A 22,355-nucleotide genomic window follows, 5' to 3' on the forward strand; every position below is an offset into this window, starting at 1 on the left:
TCAGAGCCGGCGCCAGGAGTGGGAAGACAGCTGACCTGTTTCGGCCGTCTCCGCATCGTGCTCGGACAGGTTGGCGACCACGCGCGTGCCGTCCGCGAAGGTGGTCGCCTGGACGGCCCGATCCTCGGACAGGAACTCATGGGAGACCATCTCGTGCTCGCCGATCTGCTTATGCAGCCGGCTCACGGGCAGCGCCTCCCGCAGCGCCTCCTGCACCCCGGATTCCTCGAGCCGCACGAGGTACGAATACGTCTCCCGCGTCTCGATGTTCACCCAGCCGTACTGCTTGCCGAAGGGGAAGACGTTCGGCGGGCAGCCGTAGAGGGCGTCCATCGACGCCTTCAGCGCGGGCGCGCCGCAACCCGTCGTGCCGATGCCGTGCGGCAGATCCTGCAAGCCGAACCCCGGATGCGCATTGTAGTTGTGCACCTCCCACCAATCGTGGATGCAGGAGTCGTGGAAGACGAGCATCGTCATGGGCACCGGCACGCAGCCGGCGCTCCACGTGCGGGGCGGCATCATCTTGGTCGAGCCGATGTCGTACCAGCCCGTGTGGTAGTCGTTGAACCCCTCGCTGGAGACGGCGCGGTTGCCGACCGTCTCGTCGCTGAACAGCCGGCGGACCCAGTCCATGTCCTCGACGCGGCCCATGGGGCGGTTGCCGTGCAGCTCGTGGTCCGTGTCGAAGCAGCGTCTGCCGGACCACGTGGCGCTCACGTCGAAGTGCAGCCAGTCCATGGCCGCCATGTCGCCGGCGAGCCTGCTCTTGACGTGCTCGGCCTGGTAGGGGGTGCAGACGAGGTACCAGCGCTGCTCGTCGATCTTCCAGTTCGGGATGGGGCGCCCGTCCGGCCCCTTTTTGAAGATCGCGTGCATGGCCTCCGAACCGTCGTCCAGCCCTTCGATGACCCACGCCCACGGGCCGACGTGGGCGCCGTCCACGGCCTTGACGGCCGCGATGGTCTCGTCGGTGAGCCAGATCGGCGCGTCGCCGCCCATCTGGAAGTCGAGCGAGTACTGGAACATGCGGACGGGGTAGTAGAAGACGGACTCGAAGCCCATGCGGCGGAGTGCTGCAGCGCCGGCGGCGTAGTCGAGATCGGGGCATTTGTTGTACCCCACGAAGGCCATGAGCGCCCCGAACAGGTCGCGCAGGATCGGCTTGCGCCCGATCTTCTCCTCCCACGGGACGAACTCCCCGCGGTCCTCGAGGCGGGCGCGGTAGCACTTGCAGGCGGCCGTCAGGTCCGCGTCCGTGGGGTAGATCCGCACCCGGGCGCCCGTCCACCCGTCGATGGGGCAGCGCTCGTGGGCGAACTGGAAGTAGGGCCCGTCCGGAGACTGCCCCAGCCTGGCCGTCCAGTTGGCGGGGCTCTCGTGGCAGACCATCAGGCCCCCGCGGCTGCCGAGGACCGCCGCCATCGACATCGAGAAGCTCATGTGGCCGCCGTGGCCGAGCGTCTGTTCCCACGCTTCGCCCGTCCCGCTCAGCAGCACGCCCTGGTAGAGGGGCGCGGCCACCTGCCGAGGCCCCGCGTCCGGCAGCAGCGGGCCGGGCAGCGACACCGCTTCGACGTCCTCCGCACTGCAGTCCAACCGCACCTCTACGTGATCCTCGGCGGGCAGGTAGAGATGGGCGAACCCGCCGCCCGCCGTCGTGTAGCGGACCTCGATGCCGCCCTCGGCCCGCCGGGCGGCGCCCTCCGGCAGCGGCCGAAGGGCTCGGTCATCCCCTCGGAGGCGGTAGCCGGCCCGCGACAGATCCACGTGCCAGCGGCAGCCCCGCCTGCGATCCGTGATGGCGATTGACGAACCGTCTTCCGCGATGGCCAGCGATATCCCGGTGGACGTCATTTCGATCATGGGGGCACTCCCCCTAGAGAACGCCGTACTTGTCGTAGACCTCGCGGAGCGTCTTGCCGGCAAGCAGTTCGGCGCGGGAGGCCGACTCCTTGCCCGCCTTCTCTCGCGCGCGCTCCAGCACCTCGTCCTCGACCTGTCTCGGGATGACGACGACGCCGTCGAAGTCGGCGAACACCAGGTCGAGCGGCTGCACCAGCACGTCGCCGCACGTGATGGGCACGTCGTAGGCCATGACCCGCCCGCGCCCCTGCGAGTCGAGCGGCCGGATCCCGGCGCAGTAGACTGGGAAGCCCATGTCGATGATGCGGTTGCAGTCGCGCACCTGGCTGTCGCAGACGCAGCCGACGGCGCCGTTGCGCTGCGCCACCGTGCTCATCAGCTCACCCCAGGGGGCGTTGGTCCCGCCGTAGTCGGTGGAGTGGACGGCGACGTCGCCGGGGCCGAGGGAGTCCATGGCTTCGATCTCCAGGCCGTACGGGTCGTCTTCGACGATGTAGTCCGTCTCCATCCAGCGGAAGGTGCGCGCGCGCCCGACGAAGCCGCAGTTGCGGCGGCCGGGCAGCAGGGGGCGGAGGCGCTGGTGCATGGCCTGCCGCCTGAACCCCATGCCGTCCAGGATGTCGCAGACCGCCGGCACGTAGAGATGGCTGTGTATGAAATCGAAGCGTTCGCCGTCGTCCACAAACGTCATGGCCAGTCCTCCCGGCGCGTCGCGCGCCTCTACCAGACGAGCGGCTCCATGATCTTCAGGATCCGCCCCTCGCACTCCGGCAAGGCCTGCCGGAGAAGGTGGATGAACGTGTCGGGGTTCTCCGCGTTCAGCCGCATCAGGTCGTAGTGCATGGGAACCGCAACGTCGGGCCGCACGGCCCGCGTCAGCCGGACGGCCTCGTGCACGTTCAGGTTGCCGTACTTGCCGTTGATGCAGACCAGCAGCACCTGCGCCCGGGGCGCGGCCCGTTCGAGCAGATCGGACCACGCGGTGTCGGACGAGTGGTAGACGCTCTTCCCGCCGGGCAGTTCGAGGCGATAGCCGCATGTGTCGAGTACGTCGGGCCCGGTGGGCACGGCGTAGACGCCGCGCAGCCGGATGCCGTAGAGTTCGGCCTCGTCGCCTGCGTCGACTCGCAGGACGTTTTCAGAGGGGATGCCCAGTTCGCGCAGTCTCCGGCAGGCCAGGCGCGGCGCCACAAATCGCGTCGAGGCGGGGTGTCGGTAGCGCCCGATCGTCTCCGGATCGAGGTGGTCCAGGTGGTCGTGCGTCACCACGAACATGTCCACCTGGAGGTCTTCGGGTTCGATGGGTGAGGGGACGGCCCGCGCGAACGCCGGAGACGCTTTGCCGACGGAGTCGGTGAGGTAGGGGTCGATGGCAACCGTCACGCCGCCTCCGCGAATGAGAAAGCCCGCCTGCCCGAGCGGCCAGAGCGCGGCCTGATCGTCGGCAAGCCGGTAATCTCGGACACCCGCCATGGCGCCGGCGCTTGTGCTCACTTTCACGCCTCCCTGTCCCGAAGTTCGCGGGCCGGGTTGCCCGCCATCACGGCGTCCGGCGGGACGTCTTTCGTCACGACGGCTCCCATGCCGACGAGGCTGTTCCGGCCGATGCGCAGGTTCTGTCGCACCGTGCAGGCCTGGCCGAGATAGCAGCCGGCCTCCACGTGCACGCCTCCGGCGAGTGTCACCCCGCTGCAGACGACGGCGCGGTCTTCCAGAACGTCGTCATGGTTGACCACGGCGCCGGCCAGCATGAAGACGAAGTCGCCGAGGACGGCGTTCAGGCCGACGTAGCCGTGGGGGTAGATCACGCAGCCGACCCCGATGCGGGCCGTCTGCGAGACGAAGGCGGACGGATCGATCAGCGTGGCGATGCGATCGCGCGGCAGTTCGATCGGCTCACGATACTCGTTGTCCGGCACCACAAGACAATCCGGATGGCGTTCCAGCGCCTCCCGCGTGCCGAGCACCGGGTGGCCGTTGATCTCGCCGCCGGCCAGATCGGCCCGGCGCTCGGGCACCACAAAGCCCCGGAGGCGCCACGAGCCACCGCACCGCCCGGCGATCTCCGCCATCTCGGCCCCGTGCACGCCCGCCCCGAGTATGATCAGGTCCCTCACGTCGTCCTCCGCAATCAGAGCACGCGGTGCTTCTCCACGATCTCATCGTCGACCTCCACGCCGAGGCCCGGGCCGTTCGGGATGGGGATCCGCCCATCCTTCATGCGGATCGGCTCCCTGCAGATCCGGTTCAAGAGCGAGGCCGACGAGACGTTGTATTCGAGGTAGAGTGCGTGCATCTGGTAGGCGTTCAGATGCAGGCTGGCCGCCTTCAGCAGGTCGGTCAGCCAGGCATGGGGCACGCAGTCGATCTGCCGGCGCTGCGCCAGGTCCGCCACGCGCCGGCCCACGCTCAGGCCGCCGCAGCGGCTCAGGTCGGGCTGCAGCACGTCGACCCGCCCATGGTCCGCCAGGCGTTCGAACTCGCTCTCTCCCGCGGCCTGTTCGCCGGCCGCTATGCGCAGCCGGTCGGCCGCCGCCGCCACGGCCGCGTAGCCGGCGACGTTCTCCGGATGCAGGAAGTCTTCGAGCCAGAACACGTTCAGCTCTTCCAGTTCCCGGATCAGCCGGATCCAGTCCTTGATCGGGCGCGGCCGGTAGACGTTGGCGGGATCGATGCCGTACCAGCCGGCGTCGACCATCAGCGCCACGTCCGGGCCGGCCTCCTCGCGGGCCGCCCGCACCAGTTCCACGTCCATCTGCAGGTCGCGGCCGAAGACGCCCCAGCCGAACTTGACCGCGCGGAATCCCTGTGCGACGTATTCCGCGACGGCCCGTTTCATGGCCGATGCCGAAGGCCGGAAGAGGGTCGAGGCGTACGCCGTCACGCTGTCGCGGTAGCGGGCGCCGAGCAGCGCCCAGACCGGCTGGCCGAGCGCCTTCCCGGCGATGTCCCAGAGGGCGATGTCCGCGCCGGAGATCATCTGCATGCCGGCGCCCTGGCGGCCGTAGTAGCCCAGGCAGCGGTACATCTTCTGCCAGAGCCGCTCGCGTTCCAGGGGGTTCTCCCCGATCAGGGCGGCGCGCAGGGACTCGAAACCGACCTGCCCTCCCGAAGGCGCCTCCACGATGGCCCGGCCCACGTGGGGCTGCGTCTCCACGTCGGACCAGCCGGTGATGCCTTCGTCCGTCCGGATGCGGATCAGGCTGATGAACCGCACCCCGTGCGCCTCGGCCGCCTGTGCCGGGTCGCTGTAATCCTTCCCGGTGTCCAGCACCATCGCCTCGACGCCGGTGATCTTCATCAGGCTTCCTCCGCCTCCGGGATGATGGCCACCTTCATCGCCTCCTCGCGCCCCCGTTCCGCCAGACGGAACGCCTCTCGATAGTCGCGCATGGGCAGGCGATGCGTCACGAGTTCCCCCAGCGCCAGCGAAGGCTCGCGGAGCAGGGCCACCGCTTCGTCGAAGCGGTCCTGATCGTTGCAGGCGCCGACGATCTCCAGTTCGCGCACGTGCACGTCGAACAGGTCCAGGGAGACGGGCCCCGGCACGGGCGAGAACAACACGAGGCGGCCCTTCGGCCGAAGCAGCGACAGGCCTTCGCGCACGGCCTCGGGGGAGCCGGCGGCGGCGATGACGGCGTCGTAGCCGGACGCCCCTCCGGCGGCGGCGCGCAGGGCGGCCGCGGCATCCTCGCCCAGGGCGCGGGTGTTGACCGTCGTGGCGCCGGCCGCAAAGCCCAGCCTGAAGTCGTGCCGCCCCGCCACGACCACGCACGACGGCTTCAGCCCGGCCGCGAGCCTCGCGATGAGGATGCCGAACGGCCCGTCGCCGATGATCAGCAGGCGCGCGCCCGTCGCGAGCCGCGCCTGGGCCAGCGCCTCCAGGCAGACGCTCACGGGCTCGGCCAGGGCCGCCACCGCCCAATCCACGTCCGGCGGTAGGCGCCGCGCGCGGTCCGCGCGCACCACGTAGTACTCGGCGAACGTCCCGGGCATATTCAGCCCGAAGTGGCCCATCCGCGAGCAGAGGTGGCCCATGCCGGCCCGGCAGTTCTCGCACTCGCGGCAGGGGTGGACGGGATGGGTCGCGACGGCATCACCCGGGGAGAACCCCTTCACCTGCGAGCCGACGGACTCGACCGTCCCCGCGCCCTCATGCCCGATGGCCGCCGGCAGCCGGATGCCGAAGGGGTTCTCGCGCACGTCGTTCAGATCGGACGTGCAGATGACGGCGGCCCGCGTTCGCACCAGCAGCTGGTCGTCCGCCGGCACGGGGCGGGGGACGTTCGCCGGTTCCAGCCGCCCGACGGACTGCAGAACGAGGGCTCTCATGTTTTCACCCCCAGGAGGTCGAGCGAGTCCCGCGCCAGTATCTCCTCCAGCGCCGAATCCGAGACGCGCGGAAGGCCGCTGTCGCCCGTCACCCGGTTCACCCCGCGCAGGCCGTCGATGGACTCCCCGCTGCGGGCGAACGGATAGTCCGTGCCGAACAGCAGCTTGTGCATCACGCGGTATTCCTGCGCCAGCATCAACGTGTTGTAGAACTGCCACGGGCGGTAGTAGAGCGCCGCGACGTCGGCGTAGACGTGCGGATGCTTGCGGATGACGGCGATGCATTCGCCGCCGAACGGGTGGCCCAGGTGGGCGAGCACCATGCGCAGGTCCGGATAGCGCATGGCCACCTCATCCCAGAGCCACGGGCGTCCGAAGGAGAGCGGGGCGAGGCGGTTGAACGTGGTCCCCGTGTGGAAGATGATCGGCAGGCCGCGGTCCTGGCAGTACTCATAGACCCCCTGGCAGCGGGGATCGCGCGGGTCGACGCCCGCGTAGATCGGCCCGATCTTGACGCCCTTCAGGCCGAAGGTCTCGATGCCTTCCCGCAACTCCTCCATGTGCTCCGGTTGGGTGGGATCGCAGGAGGCGAAGCCGATCAGCCTGTCCGGCGCCTGCGAGACCACGCCGGCGACGTACTCGTCCGGCACCCAATAGCCCGTGCGCCGCGCCTTGAGCCCGAAGACGACGGTGCGGACGAAGGGCGCCATGTCCTGCAGGAGGGCGTCGAGCTGCACGGTCAGGTCCAGGCGGTAGCCGCGCGATAGGTCGGTTTCCCGCACGGTGTCCTCGCGGAAATGCTGCGCCTGGTCCCAGACGTGCGCGTGGATGTTCTGCATGGCGCGGCGCCCCTACAGTTACAGGTCCTTCATCCATTCCGTGATCAGGTAGCGGCGCCGGTAGCCGGCCCGCTCATAGGCCCGCAGGGCCGGGAAGTTCTCCAGCCCCGTGGCTATGAGGGCCTCGCCGGCCCCCATGTCCGCCAGGCGGCGAAGCGACATTTGCACCATGATCCGCGCCAGGCCGCGGCTGCGGTGTTCCGGCTGCGTCGTCACGTTGCCGATCTGCCCGACGAGCGTCCCGTCCGGCGAGCGCAGATGGGGGTAGAGCCGCGCGTAGCAGTGCGCCGCCTTTCTCCCGTCCCGAACGGCGTGATATCCAAAAACATCGGCGTCGTATTCCGGGGCCGTATCGACTTCGATGACCTCGTAGCCCTCCGGCACGGCCTCCTGCCGGATCGGCTCCGAAAGGTCCCGGATGAGGATGACGTCCGAAGGCTTCATCCGGTAGCCGGCGCGGATGAAGGATTCGATGGCGCCGTCGGCCCAGGATGGCAGGTAGGGCTCCTGGCCGATGACGAAGCCGCCGTAGCACGCGCCCGACCGCCAGCCCGGCCCGCGCGCATGCTTCAGGTTGCGCTCCGACAGCAGCCGGCCCCATTCCTCCAGAAGCCAGGCCCCGTCCCCGGCGTTGCCTGGCGGGACGGCGAGGATGAGGATGCCGCCGGTCTCGGCGTCGACCCGTTCCCCGTGGATGAACGCACGCGGCCGGCCCCCACGCCACGCCGTCAGCATCAGGTCGGGCTCGAAGCCCGGCTGCGTCCGCCAGTGCCGGACCAGCGCCTCGTCGATCGGACGGCTGTAGGGCCAGCCGGCCGTGAAGGCGTTCACCACTGCGATCTCCGGACCCGGCCGGTCGGGATCAAACGGCCTCAGCTCACGTTCCGCCATGCCTGGTTCCTCCTTCAGGGGAGGACATTATATGGCTTGATCGCCCCGCGCGCCCGCATGGGGACGAACGCTTCGGCGAAGCCGCAGCCCGCCTGCTGCCCCCAATAGGCGTCGGGCCGGCCGCAGAGTTCGGCAAAGCCCGCCTTCACTCCCGCAGTGGCGCGCATCGCCTTCTCCTGCGACTCGTGGCGACCCAGCAGGCGCACCTTCTCCTGTTCCTGGCCGCTGATGTCGACGAAGTGCGTCGGCACAAAGCCGAAAGGCCCGTGCGGCTCGACCATGAAGACCGCCGGATGCCGGGGCAGCGGGGGCGAGTCCGTGGGCAGCACCGGCAGGCACGACTGCATCACGCAGTGCCGCGCCAGCCACGACGTCATCCCATGATCGGCATTGTAGTCCTGCTCGAAGTGAGTGAAGACGAGGTGCGCGCCCGACCAGCGGATCGCCTCGATGACCTTCATCCGCACGTCCGGCGTGTCGTAGAGGAATTCGTCCGGCTCCCGCAGGTTCAGGTACTCCGCCCCGATCGCTGCCGCAAGGGCCGACATCTCTGCATGTCGGATCCGGGCGGCTTCGTCTGCGGCGATGTCGGGCTGCTGGACGAAGCCCTTGGCGCCGTCCGTGAGCGTGACGAAAAAGAGCCTGTCGCCGCGATCCCGGCACTTCAGCATCGTGCCGAGGCAGCGCATCTCGTCGTCCTGATGGGCCATCAGGGACAGCACGTTCATCTCGCCACTCCTCTGAGGTAGACCCCGTATGCGCTCAGACGACCAGCGGGTCGAACTCCTCGAACCGGTAGCCGAGCCCCGGGCCGCGCAGGCTCCCGGTGCGCAGCAGGCCGTCTCGGGCGCGGAAGATGCCCGGATGGACCTGCTCCTCGCGGCGGGAGGCCCCCGGGCAGAACTGGCGCGCGTTCGCCTCCACGCCCATGATGGGGCGGATACGCGCCGCAAAGCCCACCGACTGGACGAGCCCGAGGCCGGTCAGCGTCAAGTCCTGCACGCTGTAGGGCACGCCCGCCTCGGTGGCCTTCGCGAGCATCAGGAGCGAGTTCGACTGCCCCTTGCAGGTCTTCAGCGCCACGCCCGTGTAGCCCTGGCGCAGCGCCTCGTCCATGGCCTCCAGGCCGCTCAGTGCCTCGTCGGCGAGGATGGGCTTGAGTTCCGCCGCCCGCGCGACGTCCAGCGGCCGCTCGAACAGGTGCCGCGTCGTCGGCTGCTCCACGTAGAGGATCGCGTCGTATGCCTCGGGGCTGCGCTCGCGTACCTTGTGCAGATACTCGATGACGTACTCGACGTCCCGGCACATCTCGTTGGCGTCGGAGGTCAGGTAGACCTCGGACCGGCCCGACCCGGCCAGCGCCTCGCGCACGACGTGGTGCACGTCGACCGTGCGTTCGACGTCCCAGTCCAGGTCGTTCCCGCGCATCTTCACCTTGTGGCAGAAGACGCCGTCGCGCTTCACCCAGCCGGCCAGGTCGGCGGGGTATTCGTCGCGGGGGTCGTCGGGGCCGACGTCGCCCGGGGTCAGCGGGTCGTAGCCGCCGACGAGGTGGAAGACCGGCAGCGTCTCGTCGTAGCGCGGCTTCAGGTAGTCGGCCGGGTACCTGCCCTTGAACGCGGGGCCGAGGTAGCGGCTCAGGTCCCACGAGACGTGCTCCGGGCCGAGCGCCGCATAGGCGTCGAGCCCCAGGGCATTGCCGAAGGCGTCGTGCAGCGCGGCGTCGAAGGCCGCCCCGACGACCAGCGCGCACATGCGCGGCATCGGCTCGCCGGGCGCATACTGCTCGATGATCTCGTCGGCCAGTTCCAGCAGCAGCGGCTCGGTTTCGAGCGCATGCTCCATCGGGTGGCCGTATGCATCGCGCCGGCGCAGTTCGCCGCCGTAACGCACGGCCAGGTTGCGCATGAAGTCGGTGACCATGAACGAGGGCACGACCTGCGAAGGCCAGCTCCAGGCGGCCCCGAGCACCATCGAGCCGCGTCCGACCGCGCGGCGGCCGTCGCGCGTCTCGACCAGCACCGCCACGTTCAGGTCCGCACCGGACCGGGCGCCCGGCCCCTTGACGGCCCCGCCGAACTTGAGCGTCGCGCGGTACGCCTTGTAGGAGAAGGCCGTCTCCACGTCCAGAATCCGCACGTCGGTCTCGAGCCGCCGCATGGTCGGCCCCCCCTTCGCACGTCCGGCGTTAGTCGTCCGATATGGACAGTTTGCACACAACCGCGCCGACGACCACCATGGCACACGCCACCCAGAGGGTCAGCCCCGGCCGGATCCCCAGGCGGAGGGAAGAGACGAACATCGAGAGAACCGGCGTCAGGTAGGAGAACGCCGCAACCAGGATGATGCGCCCGTTCCGCATGGCCAGGTCCCAGCACGTGTAGCCGAGCAGGTTGGGCACGAGGGCCAGGAAGAGCAGCTCCCACAGGGCGCGCGGGCTCCATTGCGGCTGCTCGGCGACGAAAAGGCGCAGCAGGAAGAAGGCCCCCGCCGTGGCCAGAAAGAAGAACGGCACGCCCGTGCTGCCCCCGTTGCCCGCCCATCTGCGGCTCAGGTTCGAGTAGAGCCCCCAGGAGACCGCCGCTCCCAGGGCGAGCAGGTAGGGCGCCGGCGCGCTCAGGAAGCCTTCGGCCAGGCCGGACCAACTCAGCCGCCCCTCGTGCGACATGGCCAGCAGCACCCCCGTCAGCGCGATGACGACGCCGGGCATGAGCCAGAGCCGGGCCCGGCGCTTCAGGATCCAGACCGAGAACAGCAGCGTCAGGCCGGGCCAGAGGTAGTTGATGACGCTGACCTCCAGCACCTGCTGCCGCGTGACCGCCCGGCCCACCGCCAGGCAGAGGCCCAGTTCGCAGCAGACGAACAGAGCGCCGCAGCCGAGCAGGTAGGCCGGCGGCAGCTTCAGCGCGCTGACCAGCCCGCCCCGCTGCAGCGCCAGCAGCGCGCACCCGGCCACGCCCGCCACCAGGAACATGAAGGCGCCCATCGTGACCGGCCCGAGGAACTCGGACGCCGTGCGCGTGAAGGCGATCGTGGAACTCCAGCAGGCGATGGCGATGAAGCCGAACACCGTGTTCAGCGGAGCGTGCGAGTGGACGCCTTCGGTCTTCTCCATGGAACGTCCTTGCACCGGCAGGGCGGGGAGGGGCAGACGACTGCAAGCATACCGTACGGGGCGGTTCTGTCAACTGCATGCGCCCCGCGCGCGGCGTTGCCGGTTCAGCCGGCGGACCACAGGCGGATGGTCCCGGTCGGATCGACGTACCCTCCGTCGGCATCCGGCAGGTCCGTCCATTCCTCATCGCCGATGGGCTCGGAGGCCAGCAGGAGCATCGGCGGCTCGGCGCTCCGGGGGCTCAGCCGTTTCAGGGGGTTGCCGCTCCGGTAGAAGTGGAGGCAAACGCCGTCAGAGAGCAGTATGGCCGTGCCCGTCTGCGGCCGCACGCGGGGCATGATCTCGGCCAGACAGGCCGCCACGGCTTCCGGCGGCGCCGCCGGATACTCGGCGCATGTCTCCCGCATCTCCGTCAGGATGCGGCAGAACAGCAGTTCACTGTCGGTCTGCCCCAGCGGCGCGAGGTCCGGCGCAATGGCGTTCCGGAATTCGTCATCGTTCAGGACCGTGCCGTTGTGGGCGAACATCCAGCCGTGGCGCAGGAACGGGTGGGTGTTCGGCAGCGTATGAGCGCCGCGGGACGCGTTGCGGATATGGGCGATGAAGGTGGTCCCGCGGGCGCTGCGGGCGTCTCGCACGAACTGCTCGTCCTCATGCGCGGGCCTCGGCGCGCGGGTCAGCGTCCAGGCGCCGCTGCGGAAGGCGGCGATGCCCCAGCCGTGCGGGTGCTTCGGCCCCTGCTCGCGCAGGGCGTTGCGCGCGTCGACGAGGTAGTAGCTCAGATCGCGCTCGCGTCCACTGACCATTCCCAGCAAACGGCACATGCCCGGTGTTCCTCCAGAGTGGCGGCGTCTGGCAGGTGGCAACGTATGGCCGAGCAGCATAGCGTCTCCCCCGCCCGAATCAAGGGCGCAGTCCGCCGCGCCTTCGCCTGGCCGACGCCGGGGCGTATAATGGTGCGCTCGTCCGATGGGGTGTGTCAACAGGGGAGTGCATGATGGATCGATACGACGTCCTGGTGGTCGGCGGCGGGACGGCCGGCGTGGTTGCCGCCATCCAGAGCGGCCGGGCGGGCGCCCGCACGCTGCTCGTCGAGAAAAACGGCATGCTGGGCGGCACCATGACCGTCGGCGGGGTTAACTACCCCGCGCTCTTCTACGCCTGGGGACGGCAGGTGATCGCCGGCATCGGCTGGGAGTTGGTTACCGCCACGCTCGCCGAGACGGGCGGCCAACTGCCCGACTTCAGCGACGCCCAGGCACCGCACTGGCGCCACCACGTGCGCATCGACAAGGCGGTCTTCGCGGCGCTGGCCGACGAGGCCGTGCTCGACGCCGGCGTTGAGATGCTGCTGCACACCATGATCGGCGGCGTGGAATGGAACGGCGACGGCTGGGACGTGACCCTCTGCACCAAGTCGGGCCTCCAGCCCGTCCGCTGCCGCGTGCTGATCGATTGCACGGGCGACGCCAACGCCGTCGCGCTTGCCGGTTTCCCGGTGGACCAGCCGGACGAATGCCAGCCGGGCACGCTGACCTTCCGCATCGGCGGCTACGACGCCGACGCGCTGGACATGGAGCGCATTTCCGACGCCTACAAGGCAGCCGTGCGCGAGGGCGTGCTGAGCGAGAGCGACCTGTGGCAGGGCCTGGGCGCGGCGCCCGGCTTCCTGCGCGCCCGCGGCGGCAACGCCAACCACGTCTGCGGCATCCACGCCGCCGGCAGCGAGGAGCGCACGCAGGCGGAGGTGGAAGGGCGCCGCGTCGTGATGCGTCTGTTCCGCTTCTTCCGCAGCCAGCCGGGTCTGGAAGGCCTGCGCATCGATGACCTCTGCCCGGAGGTCGGCATCCGCGAGGGCGGCATCATACGCGGCAAGAAGACGATCACGCACGATGACTACTGGGGCGGCCGCCTCTGGGACGACGCCGTCTGCTACAGCTTCTATCCGATCGACCTGCACCTGCCGGTCGGGGTCGACACGCGCCGGCTGCCCGAGGGCGTCGTGCCGACGATCCCGCGCGGCGCGATGCTGCCGGAGGGCAGCCGGGGCCTGGTGGCCGCGGGCCGCTGCATCAGCGGCGACCGGCTGGCGCACTCGGCCTATCGCGTCGAGGCCACCTGCATGGCCACCGGCCAGGCCGCCGGCGCCATGGCCGCGCTCTCGGCCGACGGGGGCCTGGACGTGGAGGCGCTGCCCATCGGCGACGTGCACGACCTGCTCCGCGCCCACGGCGCCATCGTGCCCGAGCTGCCGGGCGCGCGCAGTCCCCACACGGCGGAAGTCCATCATGGCGGAGCACGGTGAGCGCCCGGGCTCCCTGTTCGTCATCACGGACCGGCAGCGGGCGGACACCCTCCGAAGGCATCCCACGCGTGAGTGCTGGGGGCCTGCTCAGTACTTCGGCCGGCCGTTCCAGAACCGGAAGGCGTCGTCGCCCATGGGGTCCAGAAGGAGCATCGAGAAGAGGAGATCGGTCGCCTGCGCCGGGTCCATCCCCAGCCGGACGTACACCCCCAGGCGCAGCAGGAGGGGTTCGTAGAGCCCCGCCTCCATCGAGACGTGCGCGAAATCCTGCCAGCCCTTATGGAAGTAGGGCGACTTCTCGCCCGTGAAGATCAGCTCCTTGGCGGGCGAACGCCCCACGCTGGCGCTGCCCAGGTGCTCGCGCCAGCCGTCCAGCTTGTTGCCCGTGCGCTTGTAGGCGTTCGTCGTCCACGGAATCTGCTCGATCCGGACGGAGTGCCACGGGCCGAGCCCGACCTTCGTGCGCACGTCGCCGAGCGTGCCGAGGCCGCGCCGGTCCCACTGGATGTCCGCGCCGGCGCGGGAGATCATGCCGAGATGCAGGAAGTCCGTCGCCTCGACGTAGAGGCCGATCGGGGGGCGGAAGGGCGTGGGGTTGCTCCCGATCCGGGGCAGGTTGAGGCCGACGCTCACGTCGACCAGGTCCATCACGTCGTCGCGCACGTTCCTGGCATACCCGCAGCCGGTCGCCAGCAGGATTCCCGCGACCGACAGAAACACGGTGAGGCTCCGCACTGTTCGCGCCATGGCCGTCGTCTCCCTTTCACCGGCAGGACGAAGATCCCCGGATGTGAACCGATTGCCCATGCGATTATGTCCACCTCCCGGCCCCCAAGTCAATGCGTTCGGGTCGCGTCTCCGTTTTCGGCCCTCCCCGAGCCATGCAAGACCGCCGGCGGCGCCGGCGGCGGCTACGTTCTCAACTCCGTACACAACATCCAGCCGGACGTGCCGCCGGAGGACGTCGTGGCGCTCTTCGCAGCCGCCGAGGGCGCCTGAACGTCCGTCCGTGCGCGTGCCTGTGCCGGGACGATTGAAGCCGGGACGGGTCCGCTGTATAAGAGGCCGGACCGTACCAGAGTGCTCTTCACCGGAAAGGGGGAGCAGATGAGGCTGTACATCCAGGCGGACATCGAAGGCATCGCGGGCATGACCTACTGGGAGGACCGCGAGGACAAGTCGCCCGAGAACCTCCACCGGCGCCTGCGGCTCCGCAAGATCATGACGGCCGAACTCAACGCCGCCGCGCTCGGGGCCTTCGACGGCGGGGCGGAGGCCGTGACCATCTGGGACTCCCACGGCGCGGGCAACAGCGTCGTCGTCGAGGAACTCGACAGGCGCGTGGAGCTGATCACGGGCGACTACCACCGCGCGCCCTGGCTGCCGTTCTGGGAAGACGGCTACGACGCCGGCATGTACCTGTGCGCGCACGCCATGGCGGGCACGCCGTTCGCCTGCCTGCCGCACACGCGCGTGGTCCTGAACGGCACGGTCTACGGCGAGGCCGGCATGTTCATCGCGCAGCTTGCGGCGGCCGGCAAGCCCACCCTGATGGTCTCCGGCGACCGGGCGGCCGTCGACGAGGCCCTTGCCCTCGTGCCCGAGATGAAGAGCGTCGTGAGCAAGGTCGCCCTCGGCCCCTACCTGGTCAAGACGCGCACCCCCGAGGCCGTCTGCCTGGAGATGCGCGCCCGGGCGCACGAGGCCGTGCGCGCCTGGCAGCAGATGCCCGTCTACCGCATCGAGCCGCCGTTCGTCTTCTCCTACACCCAGGACGGCGCCGAGCGGGAGTACGTGGGCGGATCAGACGACCTGGTGGACGTCTACCGCCGCTTTGTCAACACCGTCTTCCACTGCGAAGGCGGCAATCAGAGCACCGGCAGGGATCATCTGGACCGGTTCCTCCCGGACGAGTACAAACGGAAGCTGACGTGAGGAGGCCGACGTGATGAGGCTCTGGAGGCGGACCGGGGCTGCGGCCCTGTGCGTGATGCTGTGTGCGTTCGGCCTCGGAGCCGCTGCGCCGGATGGCGAGACGGCCGCGCGCGTGCCGATCCTGGATACCTACGGCCCGTGGCGGATGCACTGCACGCTGGCGCCGCCCCTGCTGGCCTCCGGCGAGGCCATCGGGCTCCGGCACGCCTGGCTGAACTACAGGACGCCCGACCCCGACCCTGCCTGGCCGTCCCGGGACTTCGACGACCGCTTCTGGAACCGCGGCCCGCTGAAGCTGTCCTGCAAGACGGCGCTCGCCGCGCGCATCTGCCTGCGCGGCAAGTTCACCGTGACCGACCCCGCCGCGGTCGCCGACCTGCGCCTGACCGTCGGCTACAAGGGCGGCCTGATCGTCTACCTCAACGGCGAGGAGATCCACAGGGCGCACGTCGAGAAGGGCGCGGCCGTCGCCGACGGGCTGGCCGGCGAGGAGCGCTTGCTCGAAGACCACACGGTCCCGCTCGACCGGCTCGTCGAGGGCGTCAACGTGCTGGCCCTGGAGGCCGTGCGCTCGGTCTACCCGCAGGTGGAAGAGGAGGACAACTACGAGCCGAACGCCTGCGAGTTCCTGCACGCGCGGCTCTCGGCGGCCTCGGCCGGCGGCCTGGTGCCGAACGTCGTGCGTCCGGCGGGGCTGCAGGTCTGGAACGCCGACGTGCTGGCGGCCGACGTGGACCTGGACTTCGGCGACACCGCCGAGCCGCTCAGGCCGGTCACGATCGTCGGCGCCCGCAACGGGCGCTTCTCCGGCAAGGTCGTCGTCGGATCCACCGAGCCGATCCGCGCGCTGGCGGCCCGCCCCGAGCCGCTCGTCGGCGGCGGCGGCGCCATCCCCGCTGCGGCGGTCCGCATCCGTTACGGCGTCCGCGGGGGTGGTTCGGGCCCCAACCTGTCGACGCGCCTGGTCCCGCACGCGCCGTATCCCCAATACGCCAACCGTCTGAGCGCCCTGGCCGAGGAGCCCCTGGAGGAGTTCGAGGTGCTGGTGCCGGGCCGGCGCGGGCGGCAGTACTGGCGCTTCGAGTCGTTCCCCGGGCAGCCCGAGACGGTCAACGGCGCGGTCGTGCCCGTCTGGATCACCGTGCAGGTGCCGGCCGACGCCGGGGCCGGCGACTACGCGGGCGCCGTGCGCATCGAGGTGGACGGCCAGGAGCCCGTGCGCGTGCCCGTGGAGCTGCACGTGGCGGACTACACGCTGCCCGACACGCAGGACTACCGCACGTGGCTCGACGTCATCCAGAGCCCCGACACGCTGGCCCTGGAGTATGACGTGCCGCTCTGGTCCGACGATCACTTCGACCTGATCGCGCGGTCCTTCCGCCTGATCGGCCAGACGGGCGCGCGCACGCTCTACGTGCCGCTGATCGCCCACACCAACCTGGGCAACGAGCAGTCCATGGTCCGCTGGATCCCGGACGGCGACGCCTATGCCTACGACTTCTCGGTCATGGAACGCTACCTCGACACGGCCCGCGAGCACATGGGCACGCCGAAGCTGATCGTGTTCGTCGTCTGGGACCACTACATGATCCCGGAGTCCGACGCCTCCGGCGACGAGGCCTCGCAGGCACGGGGACGCCAGCGGCAGATGGCCCAGCACGTGCAGAAGGAGGGTGGGGACCTCGGCCAGGGGCCGATGGTCACCCGCCTGGACCCGGCCACGGGCGAGACGGAACTGCTCCTGCTTCCGTCGCACACGGATCCGGAGGCGAGCCGGCCGCTCTGGGCGCCGCTGTTCGAGGGCGTGCGCGCGCGTCTGGCGGAGCGCGGGCTGGAGGAGACGATGATGCTGGGCATCATGTCCGACGCCTGGCCGACCAAGGAGGACTGCGAGTTCTTCCGCGAGGTCACCGACGACGCGCCGTGGGTCATCCAGTCGCACGAGGGCTACCTGCGCGACGGGCGACGCCTGCACGACGTGGCCCGGCTGGGATACCAGGTGGTCGTCTGGCCCGTGCATTTCTCCGACGACGGTACGCACCGCGGCGAGCGCGACATCGGGAAGATCACCAGCCTCTGCGGCTGGCGCCGGGATGACCTGGTGGCCCGGTTCAACCGGACCAACGCCCTGGAGACGTGGATGGAAGCCGGCTGCCGGTTCGCCATCGAGCGCAACATCACCGGCGACCACCGCGGCCAGGGCCGCGTTGGGGGCGATTACTGGCCCGTGCTGAAGAACGAGCGGGGCGACCGCGTCGGCCGGGTGCACGAACGCTACCCGGAGAGCAACTGGCGGAACCTCGTGATCCGGGCCTCGCTGCTGGCGCCGGGGCCGACCGGCCCGGTCGCGACCAGCCGCATGGAGGCGCTCCGCGAGGGCGTGCAGGAGTGCGAGGCGCGCATCGCCATCGAACGCGGCCTCTACGACGACGCCCTGCGCGCGAGGCTGCCGGCCGACCTGGTCGAGCGCTGCGAGCGTTACCTGCACGACAGGCACATGATGATGTGGCTGAGCGGGAGCGGTCTGCAGTTCTACCATCAGTACCCGGACGCCTCCTGGCGGGCCAAGTGGCCGCACGGCTGGGGGGGCGGGTTCACCGGTCACAACTGGTTCCTGGGCTCCGGCTACCAGGAGCGCAACCGGGAGTTGTTCGCCCTGGCAGGGGAGGTGACGGCGGCGCTCCGGTGAGCGCGGCCGTCCGCCATGCGGCAGGGCGATGAGACAATCGTGCGGAGGAGTGGGATGAGGGCGTTCGGCGCGATGTGGGTGGCGGTCGGGCTTCTCGGTGCCGTCTGTGCGGCCGCCGAGTCCCCGGCGCAGGAGGGACGTGTGCCGGTGCTGGATACGTACGGGAACTGGCACATGCGTTCGATGCTGGCGCCTCCGGTGCGGGCCTCCGGCGAGGAGGGGGCCCTGCCGCGGGTCTGGATGGCCCACAAGACGCCGCCCCCGCCCGAGGGCTGGGAGGCGCCGGACTTCGACGACCGCTTCTGGAACCGCGGCTCGCTCGTGCGCGTCCCCAAGACGGGCATCCTGGCGCGGGCGTGCATTCGCGGGAAGTTCGCCGTGACCGACGCGTCCGCCGTGGAGGCACTGTGGCTTTCGGCCCGCTACCGCGGCGGCATCGTCGTGTACCTGAACGGCCAGGAGGTGCATCGTGCGCACAGGGAGCCGGGGCGGGAGCCGGCGGACGGCCCCGGAGGCGAGGAGCGGGAGATCGTGGACCTGGCGCTCCCGACCGACCGGCTGCGCAACGGCACGAACGTGCTGGCGCTGGACGTCGTGCGGGCGCCGTACCCGGAGTCCGGCGGGCAGCCCGGCGAGTTCGTCTACGACATCAAGACCTGCGAGGTCCTGGAAGTGCGCCTTTCGGCGCCGAGCCGTGCGGGCCTGATCCCCAACGCCGTCCGCCCCGAAGGGCTGCAGGCGTGGAACTCGGACCCGCTGGCCGGCGACCACAGCCTGGACCAGGGCGACGCGGGCGTTCCCCTGCAACCGGTCACCATCATCGGCGCGCGCAACGGCCTCTTCTCCGGCAAGGTGGTGCTCGGCTCCACCCGGCCGATCCGGGGACTGAAGGTGGCCCCGGGGGCCATCTCCGGGCCCGGCGGCGCCGCCATCCCCGCCGACCACGTGGAGGTGCGCTACGGGGTGCCCTGGGGCGAGGAGCGCCTGGCCGACACCGGCCTCTACCACGGGCAGTGGCTGCGCGACAGCCCGTATCTCGACTACACCGTCGCGCTCGGGGCGCTGGCGGATGCGGCTCCGGACGAGGTCCCCGTGCTGCACGGGCAGCGGCAGGCATCCTTCTACACCTTTCCCCGCGGGCCGCAGGTCGTCAAGGCCGTCCCGGCCGCCGTCGTGCCCCTGTGGCTGCGCGTGCGTACGCCCGCCGACGCCGCCCCGGGCACCTACACCGGCTCGCTGCGCGTCCAGGCCGACGGCGAGGAGCCGATCGACGTGCCCCTCGAACTGCGCGTGGCGGATTACGTGCTTCCCACCACGCAGGACTACCGCACCTGGGTCGACATCATCCAGTGTCCCGACACCCTGGCGTTGGAGTACGACATCCCGCTCTGGTCCGACAGGCACTTCGACATGATCGCCCGCTCCTTCCGGCTGATCGGCGAGACCGGCAGCCGCATCGTCTACATCCCCCTGATCGCCCACACGAACCTCGGCAACGAGCAGTCGATGGTCCGGTGGATCAAGCGCGAGGACGGGGGGTATGACCATGATTTCTCGATCATGGAGCGTTACCTGGATGTCGCCCGCGAGACCATGGGCACGCCCAAGCTCATCGTCTTCGTCGTCTGGGACGTCTACATGATCCCGAAGGAGACGGACGGCAAGCGACGGACCCGCGAGGTGTGGCACACGGCGCACCTGGACAAGATCGGCGCCGAATACGGCCAGGGCCCGATGGTGACCGTCCTGGACCCCGCCACCGGCGAGACGGACGTGCTGAACCTGCCGCCCCACGAGGGCGACCCCGCGGACAAGGCGCTCTGGCAGCCGGTCGTCGACGGCGTGCGCGAGCGGCTGCGCGCGCGCGGCCTGGAGGACGCCATGATGTTCGGCCTGCACCACGACACCTGGGCCGGCAGGGATGACGTGGCATTGTTCAACGACCTCGCCCCGGACGTCCCATGGGCGATGCATTCGCACGAAGGCCATAAGGCGGACGCGAAGATGTACGGCATCGCGCAGGTCGCCTACCAGGCCTGCGTCTGGGCCGTCGCCTTCTCGGATGACGGCACGGATCGCGGCGAACGCGACAAGGGCCGGATCACGAGCCGTATGGGCTGGAACCGTGAGCACCTGATCGCCCAGTTCGACCGCGTCACGCGCGACGACCACCCGAACACGCGCTGGCGCCACCTGGCCGAAACCTGCATCACGGGCTCCCAGAGGGGCCCCGGCCGGCTCGGGGCGGAATACTGGAAGGTCGTCCGCAACGCGCGCGGCGAGCGCGCGAGCACGTCGTTCGAACGCTATCCCGAGAGCAGTTGGCGGAACCTGTTCATCGCCTCGAGCCTGATCGTGCCGGGACCGGAGGGGCCGGCGGCCGGCCGCCGCCTGGAGGCCCTGCGCGAGGGCGTGCAGGAGTGCGAGGCGCGCATCACGATTGAACGCGCCCTGTACGATGCCGAACGGAGGGCCCGGCTCGGAGACGATCTCGCCCGGCGCTGTGAGGAGTACCTCCACGAGCGCCACATGATGCTCTGGCAGAGCCTCTGGAGCATGCAGTGCTATTACCGGTATCCCGAGAAGCAGGAACGCTACGAAGGAGGCGGTTGGCGAACGATGCCCAACGTCTCCGGGCACAACTGGTTCCTGGGCTCCGGCTACCAGGAGCGCAACCAGCAGCTTTTTGCTCTGGCCGGAGAGGTCGCGCGGGCGCTGCGATAGACGTGGACGGAACGCCGTCCCGAATGGAGTGGAGCGATGGGTTGCACGGGCTTTCCTGACGGGCTGAGGCCCGAGGACGTCGTGCTCTTTGCCGGGGCGCATCCCGACGACGAGACGGTGATCGGGCCGCTGCTGGCCTACTGCGCCGACCGCTGTCGCCGGGTCGTCGTGCTCTCGCTGACGCGGGGCGAGTCCGGCCACAACCTGACCCGCGAGGATATGACGCATACCCTCTCGCAGGTGCGCGAGATGGAGTTCAGGGCGTCCGTCGGCGCCTTCGGCGGCCTGCCGATCATGCTGGACTACGTGAACGGCACGTCCCGGGCGCACCCGGGCGGGCTGGCGGTCCTGGACCTCCGCCCGGAGGCCCACAAGCGCTGGCGCGCGGCCGGCCGTGAGACTCCGGAGCAGATCCGGACGCGCTGGACGGAGCAGACGGGCGACCCGGTCGAGGCGGTCCTGGCACTCCTGCGCGCGAACAAGCCGAGCGCGGTCATCACGTTGGACCTCGAGCGCGGCTTCACGGACCACGTCGAGCACATCGCCCTGGCGCACATCACGCGCGACGCCGTCAGCGCATACAACCGCGAGGCCGACGCGAAGGCCACCCTCTACTACGCCTACGACCCGAAGGGCGACGTGCAGGAAGGCGAGCACATCCTCACCAGCGACCTGAACCGGCTCGGCGGGAAGGACTACTTCGCCGTTGCCGCCGAGTGCCGGGTCATCTACGAGAGCCAGTTCGGCCCCCGCGGCTCGCAGGAGAGCACGAACTACTCGGCCGCACGTTCCGCAGAGGCGCTGCTCCGGCGCCCGGACGCCGGCTGAACGGCGTCCCGCGCCCTGTCCCGCCGTTTGCAGAGGAGGTGAGCAGTATGTCGTTCCTGGAGTCACTGAAGCCGGACGACGTTGTGCTCTTTGCCGGCACGCACGCGGACGATGAGACCTTGATCGGGCCGCTCCTTGCCTACTGCGCCGATCATTGCCGGGAGGTGGTGGTCAGCTGCATGACGCGCGGCGAGTCCGGCCACAACCTGACCCGGGAGGACCTGACGCACACCCTCTCGCAGGTGCGCGAGATGGAGTTCAGGGCGTCCGTCGGCGCCTTCGGCGGCCTGCCGATCATGCTGGACTACGTGAACGGCACGTCCCGGGCGCACCCGGGCGGGCTGGCGGTCCTCGACCCTGACCCGCAGGCCCAGGCACGCTGGCGGGCGGCGGTGTCGCAGACTCCGGACGAGATCTGCGCGCGCTGGACCAATCAGACGGGCGATCCGGTGGTGGCATTGCTCGCGCTCTTGCGCCACAAGCGGCCGAGCATCGTGATCACCCTCGACCTGGAGGGCGGCTACACGGGCCACGTCGAGCACGTCGCCACGGCCCGCGCGACCGTCGAGGCCGTACGGGCCTACAACGCCGACCGCGAGCCGAAGGCCGTGCTCTACTGCGCCTGCGACTGGACGGACGCGTCCAAGGACGGCGAGCACATACTCACCAGCGACCTGAACCGCCTCGGCGGCAAGGACTACGTCGCGCTTGCCGAAGAGTGCCGGGCGTTCTACGAGAGCCAGTTCGGCGTCCGCAGCGGCGGCGGAGGCGGCTCGTACGTCACCAAGCGCGCCCCGGAAGCCCTGCTCCTCCGCGTGGACGCCGGATAGGGGG

Annotated in this window: 19 protein-coding genes; 6 read left to right on the top strand and 13 right to left on the bottom strand. The window is 70.1% G+C overall.

What is annotated here, in order from left to right:
- From GXY85_03600 to GXY85_03655, 12 genes are all read right to left on the bottom strand, one after another.
- Positions 1–1,863 (bottom strand): hypothetical protein, encoded by a 1,863-nt coding sequence (locus GXY85_03600; GenBank protein NLW49913.1) that lies wholly within the window; start codon positions 1,861–1,863, stop codon positions 1–3.
- Positions 1,864–1,876: 13 nt separating this feature from the next.
- Positions 1,877–2,554: an RraA family protein gene (locus GXY85_03605; GenBank protein NLW49914.1), complete on the bottom strand. Its 678-nt coding sequence runs from the start codon at positions 2,552–2,554 to the stop codon at positions 1,877–1,879.
- A 29-nt stretch (positions 2,555–2,583) separates the two neighbouring features.
- Entirely contained in the window at positions 2,584–3,357 is a 774-nt protein-coding gene (locus GXY85_03610; protein ID NLW49915.1) for an MBL fold metallo-hydrolase, read from the bottom strand.
- A gap of 2 nt (positions 3,358–3,359) precedes the next feature.
- Positions 3,360–3,980, bottom strand: a complete 621-nt coding sequence (locus GXY85_03615; protein NLW49916.1) for an acetyltransferase — start codon at positions 3,978–3,980, stop codon at positions 3,360–3,362.
- Between the two features lie 14 nt (positions 3,981–3,994).
- The gene (locus tag GXY85_03620; GenBank protein NLW49917.1) at positions 3,995–5,164 is read right to left on the bottom strand and encodes a mandelate racemase/muconate lactonizing enzyme family protein; all 1,170 of its coding nucleotides are present in this window, start codon (positions 5,162–5,164) and stop codon (positions 3,995–3,997) included.
- The gene (locus GXY85_03625) at positions 5,164–6,195 is read right to left on the bottom strand and encodes an alcohol dehydrogenase catalytic domain-containing protein (protein ID NLW49918.1); all 1,032 of its coding nucleotides are present in this window, start codon (positions 6,193–6,195) and stop codon (positions 5,164–5,166) included. The genes GXY85_03620 and GXY85_03625 overlap by 1 nt, the downstream gene beginning before the upstream one ends.
- A complete protein-coding gene (locus tag GXY85_03630; GenBank protein ID NLW49919.1) occupies positions 6,192–7,034 on the bottom strand; it encodes an amidohydrolase in 843 nt (280 codons plus the stop codon). Before GXY85_03630 ends, GXY85_03625 begins: the two co-directional genes overlap by 4 nt.
- An 18-nt stretch (positions 7,035–7,052) precedes the next feature.
- On the bottom strand, positions 7,053–7,925 hold the full coding sequence (locus GXY85_03635) for a GNAT family N-acetyltransferase (protein ID NLW49920.1): 873 nt from the start codon (positions 7,923–7,925) through the stop codon (positions 7,053–7,055).
- Between the two features lie 14 nt (positions 7,926–7,939).
- The gene (locus GXY85_03640) at positions 7,940–8,653 is read right to left on the bottom strand and encodes a hypothetical protein (GenBank protein NLW49921.1); all 714 of its coding nucleotides are present in this window, start codon (positions 8,651–8,653) and stop codon (positions 7,940–7,942) included.
- Positions 8,654–8,687: 34 nt separating this feature from the next.
- Positions 8,688–10,085: a hypothetical protein gene (locus GXY85_03645; GenBank protein ID NLW49922.1), complete on the bottom strand. Its 1,398-nt coding sequence runs from the start codon at positions 10,083–10,085 to the stop codon at positions 8,688–8,690.
- A 28-nt stretch (positions 10,086–10,113) separates the two neighbouring features.
- Positions 10,114–11,040: an aromatic amino acid DMT transporter YddG gene (gene yddG / locus GXY85_03650; protein NLW49923.1), complete on the bottom strand. Its 927-nt coding sequence runs from the start codon at positions 11,038–11,040 to the stop codon at positions 10,114–10,116.
- 104 nt (positions 11,041–11,144) lie between these two features.
- Positions 11,145–11,864: a class II glutamine amidotransferase gene (locus tag GXY85_03655; GenBank protein ID NLW49924.1), complete on the bottom strand. Its 720-nt coding sequence runs from the start codon at positions 11,862–11,864 to the stop codon at positions 11,145–11,147.
- Between the two features lie 170 nt (positions 11,865–12,034).
- Between GXY85_03655 and GXY85_03660 the strand changes: the two genes are divergently transcribed.
- The gene (locus tag GXY85_03660; GenBank protein NLW49925.1) at positions 12,035–13,345 is read left to right on the top strand and encodes an FAD-dependent oxidoreductase; all 1,311 of its coding nucleotides are present in this window, start codon (positions 12,035–12,037) and stop codon (positions 13,343–13,345) included.
- A gap of 87 nt (positions 13,346–13,432) precedes the next feature.
- On the opposite strand, the gene GXY85_03665 is transcribed toward GXY85_03660, so the two are convergent.
- A complete protein-coding gene (locus GXY85_03665; GenBank protein NLW49926.1) occupies positions 13,433–14,092 on the bottom strand; it encodes a hypothetical protein in 660 nt (219 codons plus the stop codon).
- A 360-nt stretch (positions 14,093–14,452) separates the two neighbouring features.
- Between GXY85_03665 and GXY85_03670 the strand changes: the two genes are divergently transcribed.
- The 5 genes from GXY85_03670 to GXY85_03690 are packed head-to-tail and all read left to right on the top strand — an operon-like array spanning position 14,453 to position 22,351.
- Positions 14,453–15,280, top strand: a complete 828-nt coding sequence (locus tag GXY85_03670; protein ID NLW49927.1) for a M55 family metallopeptidase — start codon at positions 14,453–14,455, stop codon at positions 15,278–15,280.
- Between the two features lie 13 nt (positions 15,281–15,293).
- A complete protein-coding gene (locus tag GXY85_03675; GenBank protein ID NLW49928.1) occupies positions 15,294–17,969 on the top strand; it encodes a hypothetical protein in 2,676 nt (891 codons plus the stop codon).
- A 54-nt stretch (positions 17,970–18,023) separates the two neighbouring features.
- A complete protein-coding gene (locus GXY85_03680) occupies positions 18,024–20,693 on the top strand; it encodes a hypothetical protein (protein ID NLW49929.1) in 2,670 nt (889 codons plus the stop codon).
- 36 nt (positions 20,694–20,729) lie between these two features.
- Entirely contained in the window at positions 20,730–21,521 is a 792-nt protein-coding gene (locus GXY85_03685; protein ID NLW49930.1) for a PIG-L family deacetylase, read from the top strand.
- A gap of 47 nt (positions 21,522–21,568) precedes the next feature.
- Positions 21,569–22,351 (top strand): hypothetical protein, encoded by a 783-nt coding sequence (locus tag GXY85_03690; GenBank protein NLW49931.1) that lies wholly within the window; start codon positions 21,569–21,571, stop codon positions 22,349–22,351.
- The last annotated feature ends 4 nt before the right edge of the window (positions 22,352–22,355 follow it).

The organism is Candidatus Brocadiaceae bacterium (assembly GCA_012728835.1).
In the GTDB taxonomy this organism is placed as follows: Bacteria; Planctomycetota; Brocadiia; order SM23-32; family SM23-32; genus JAAYEJ01.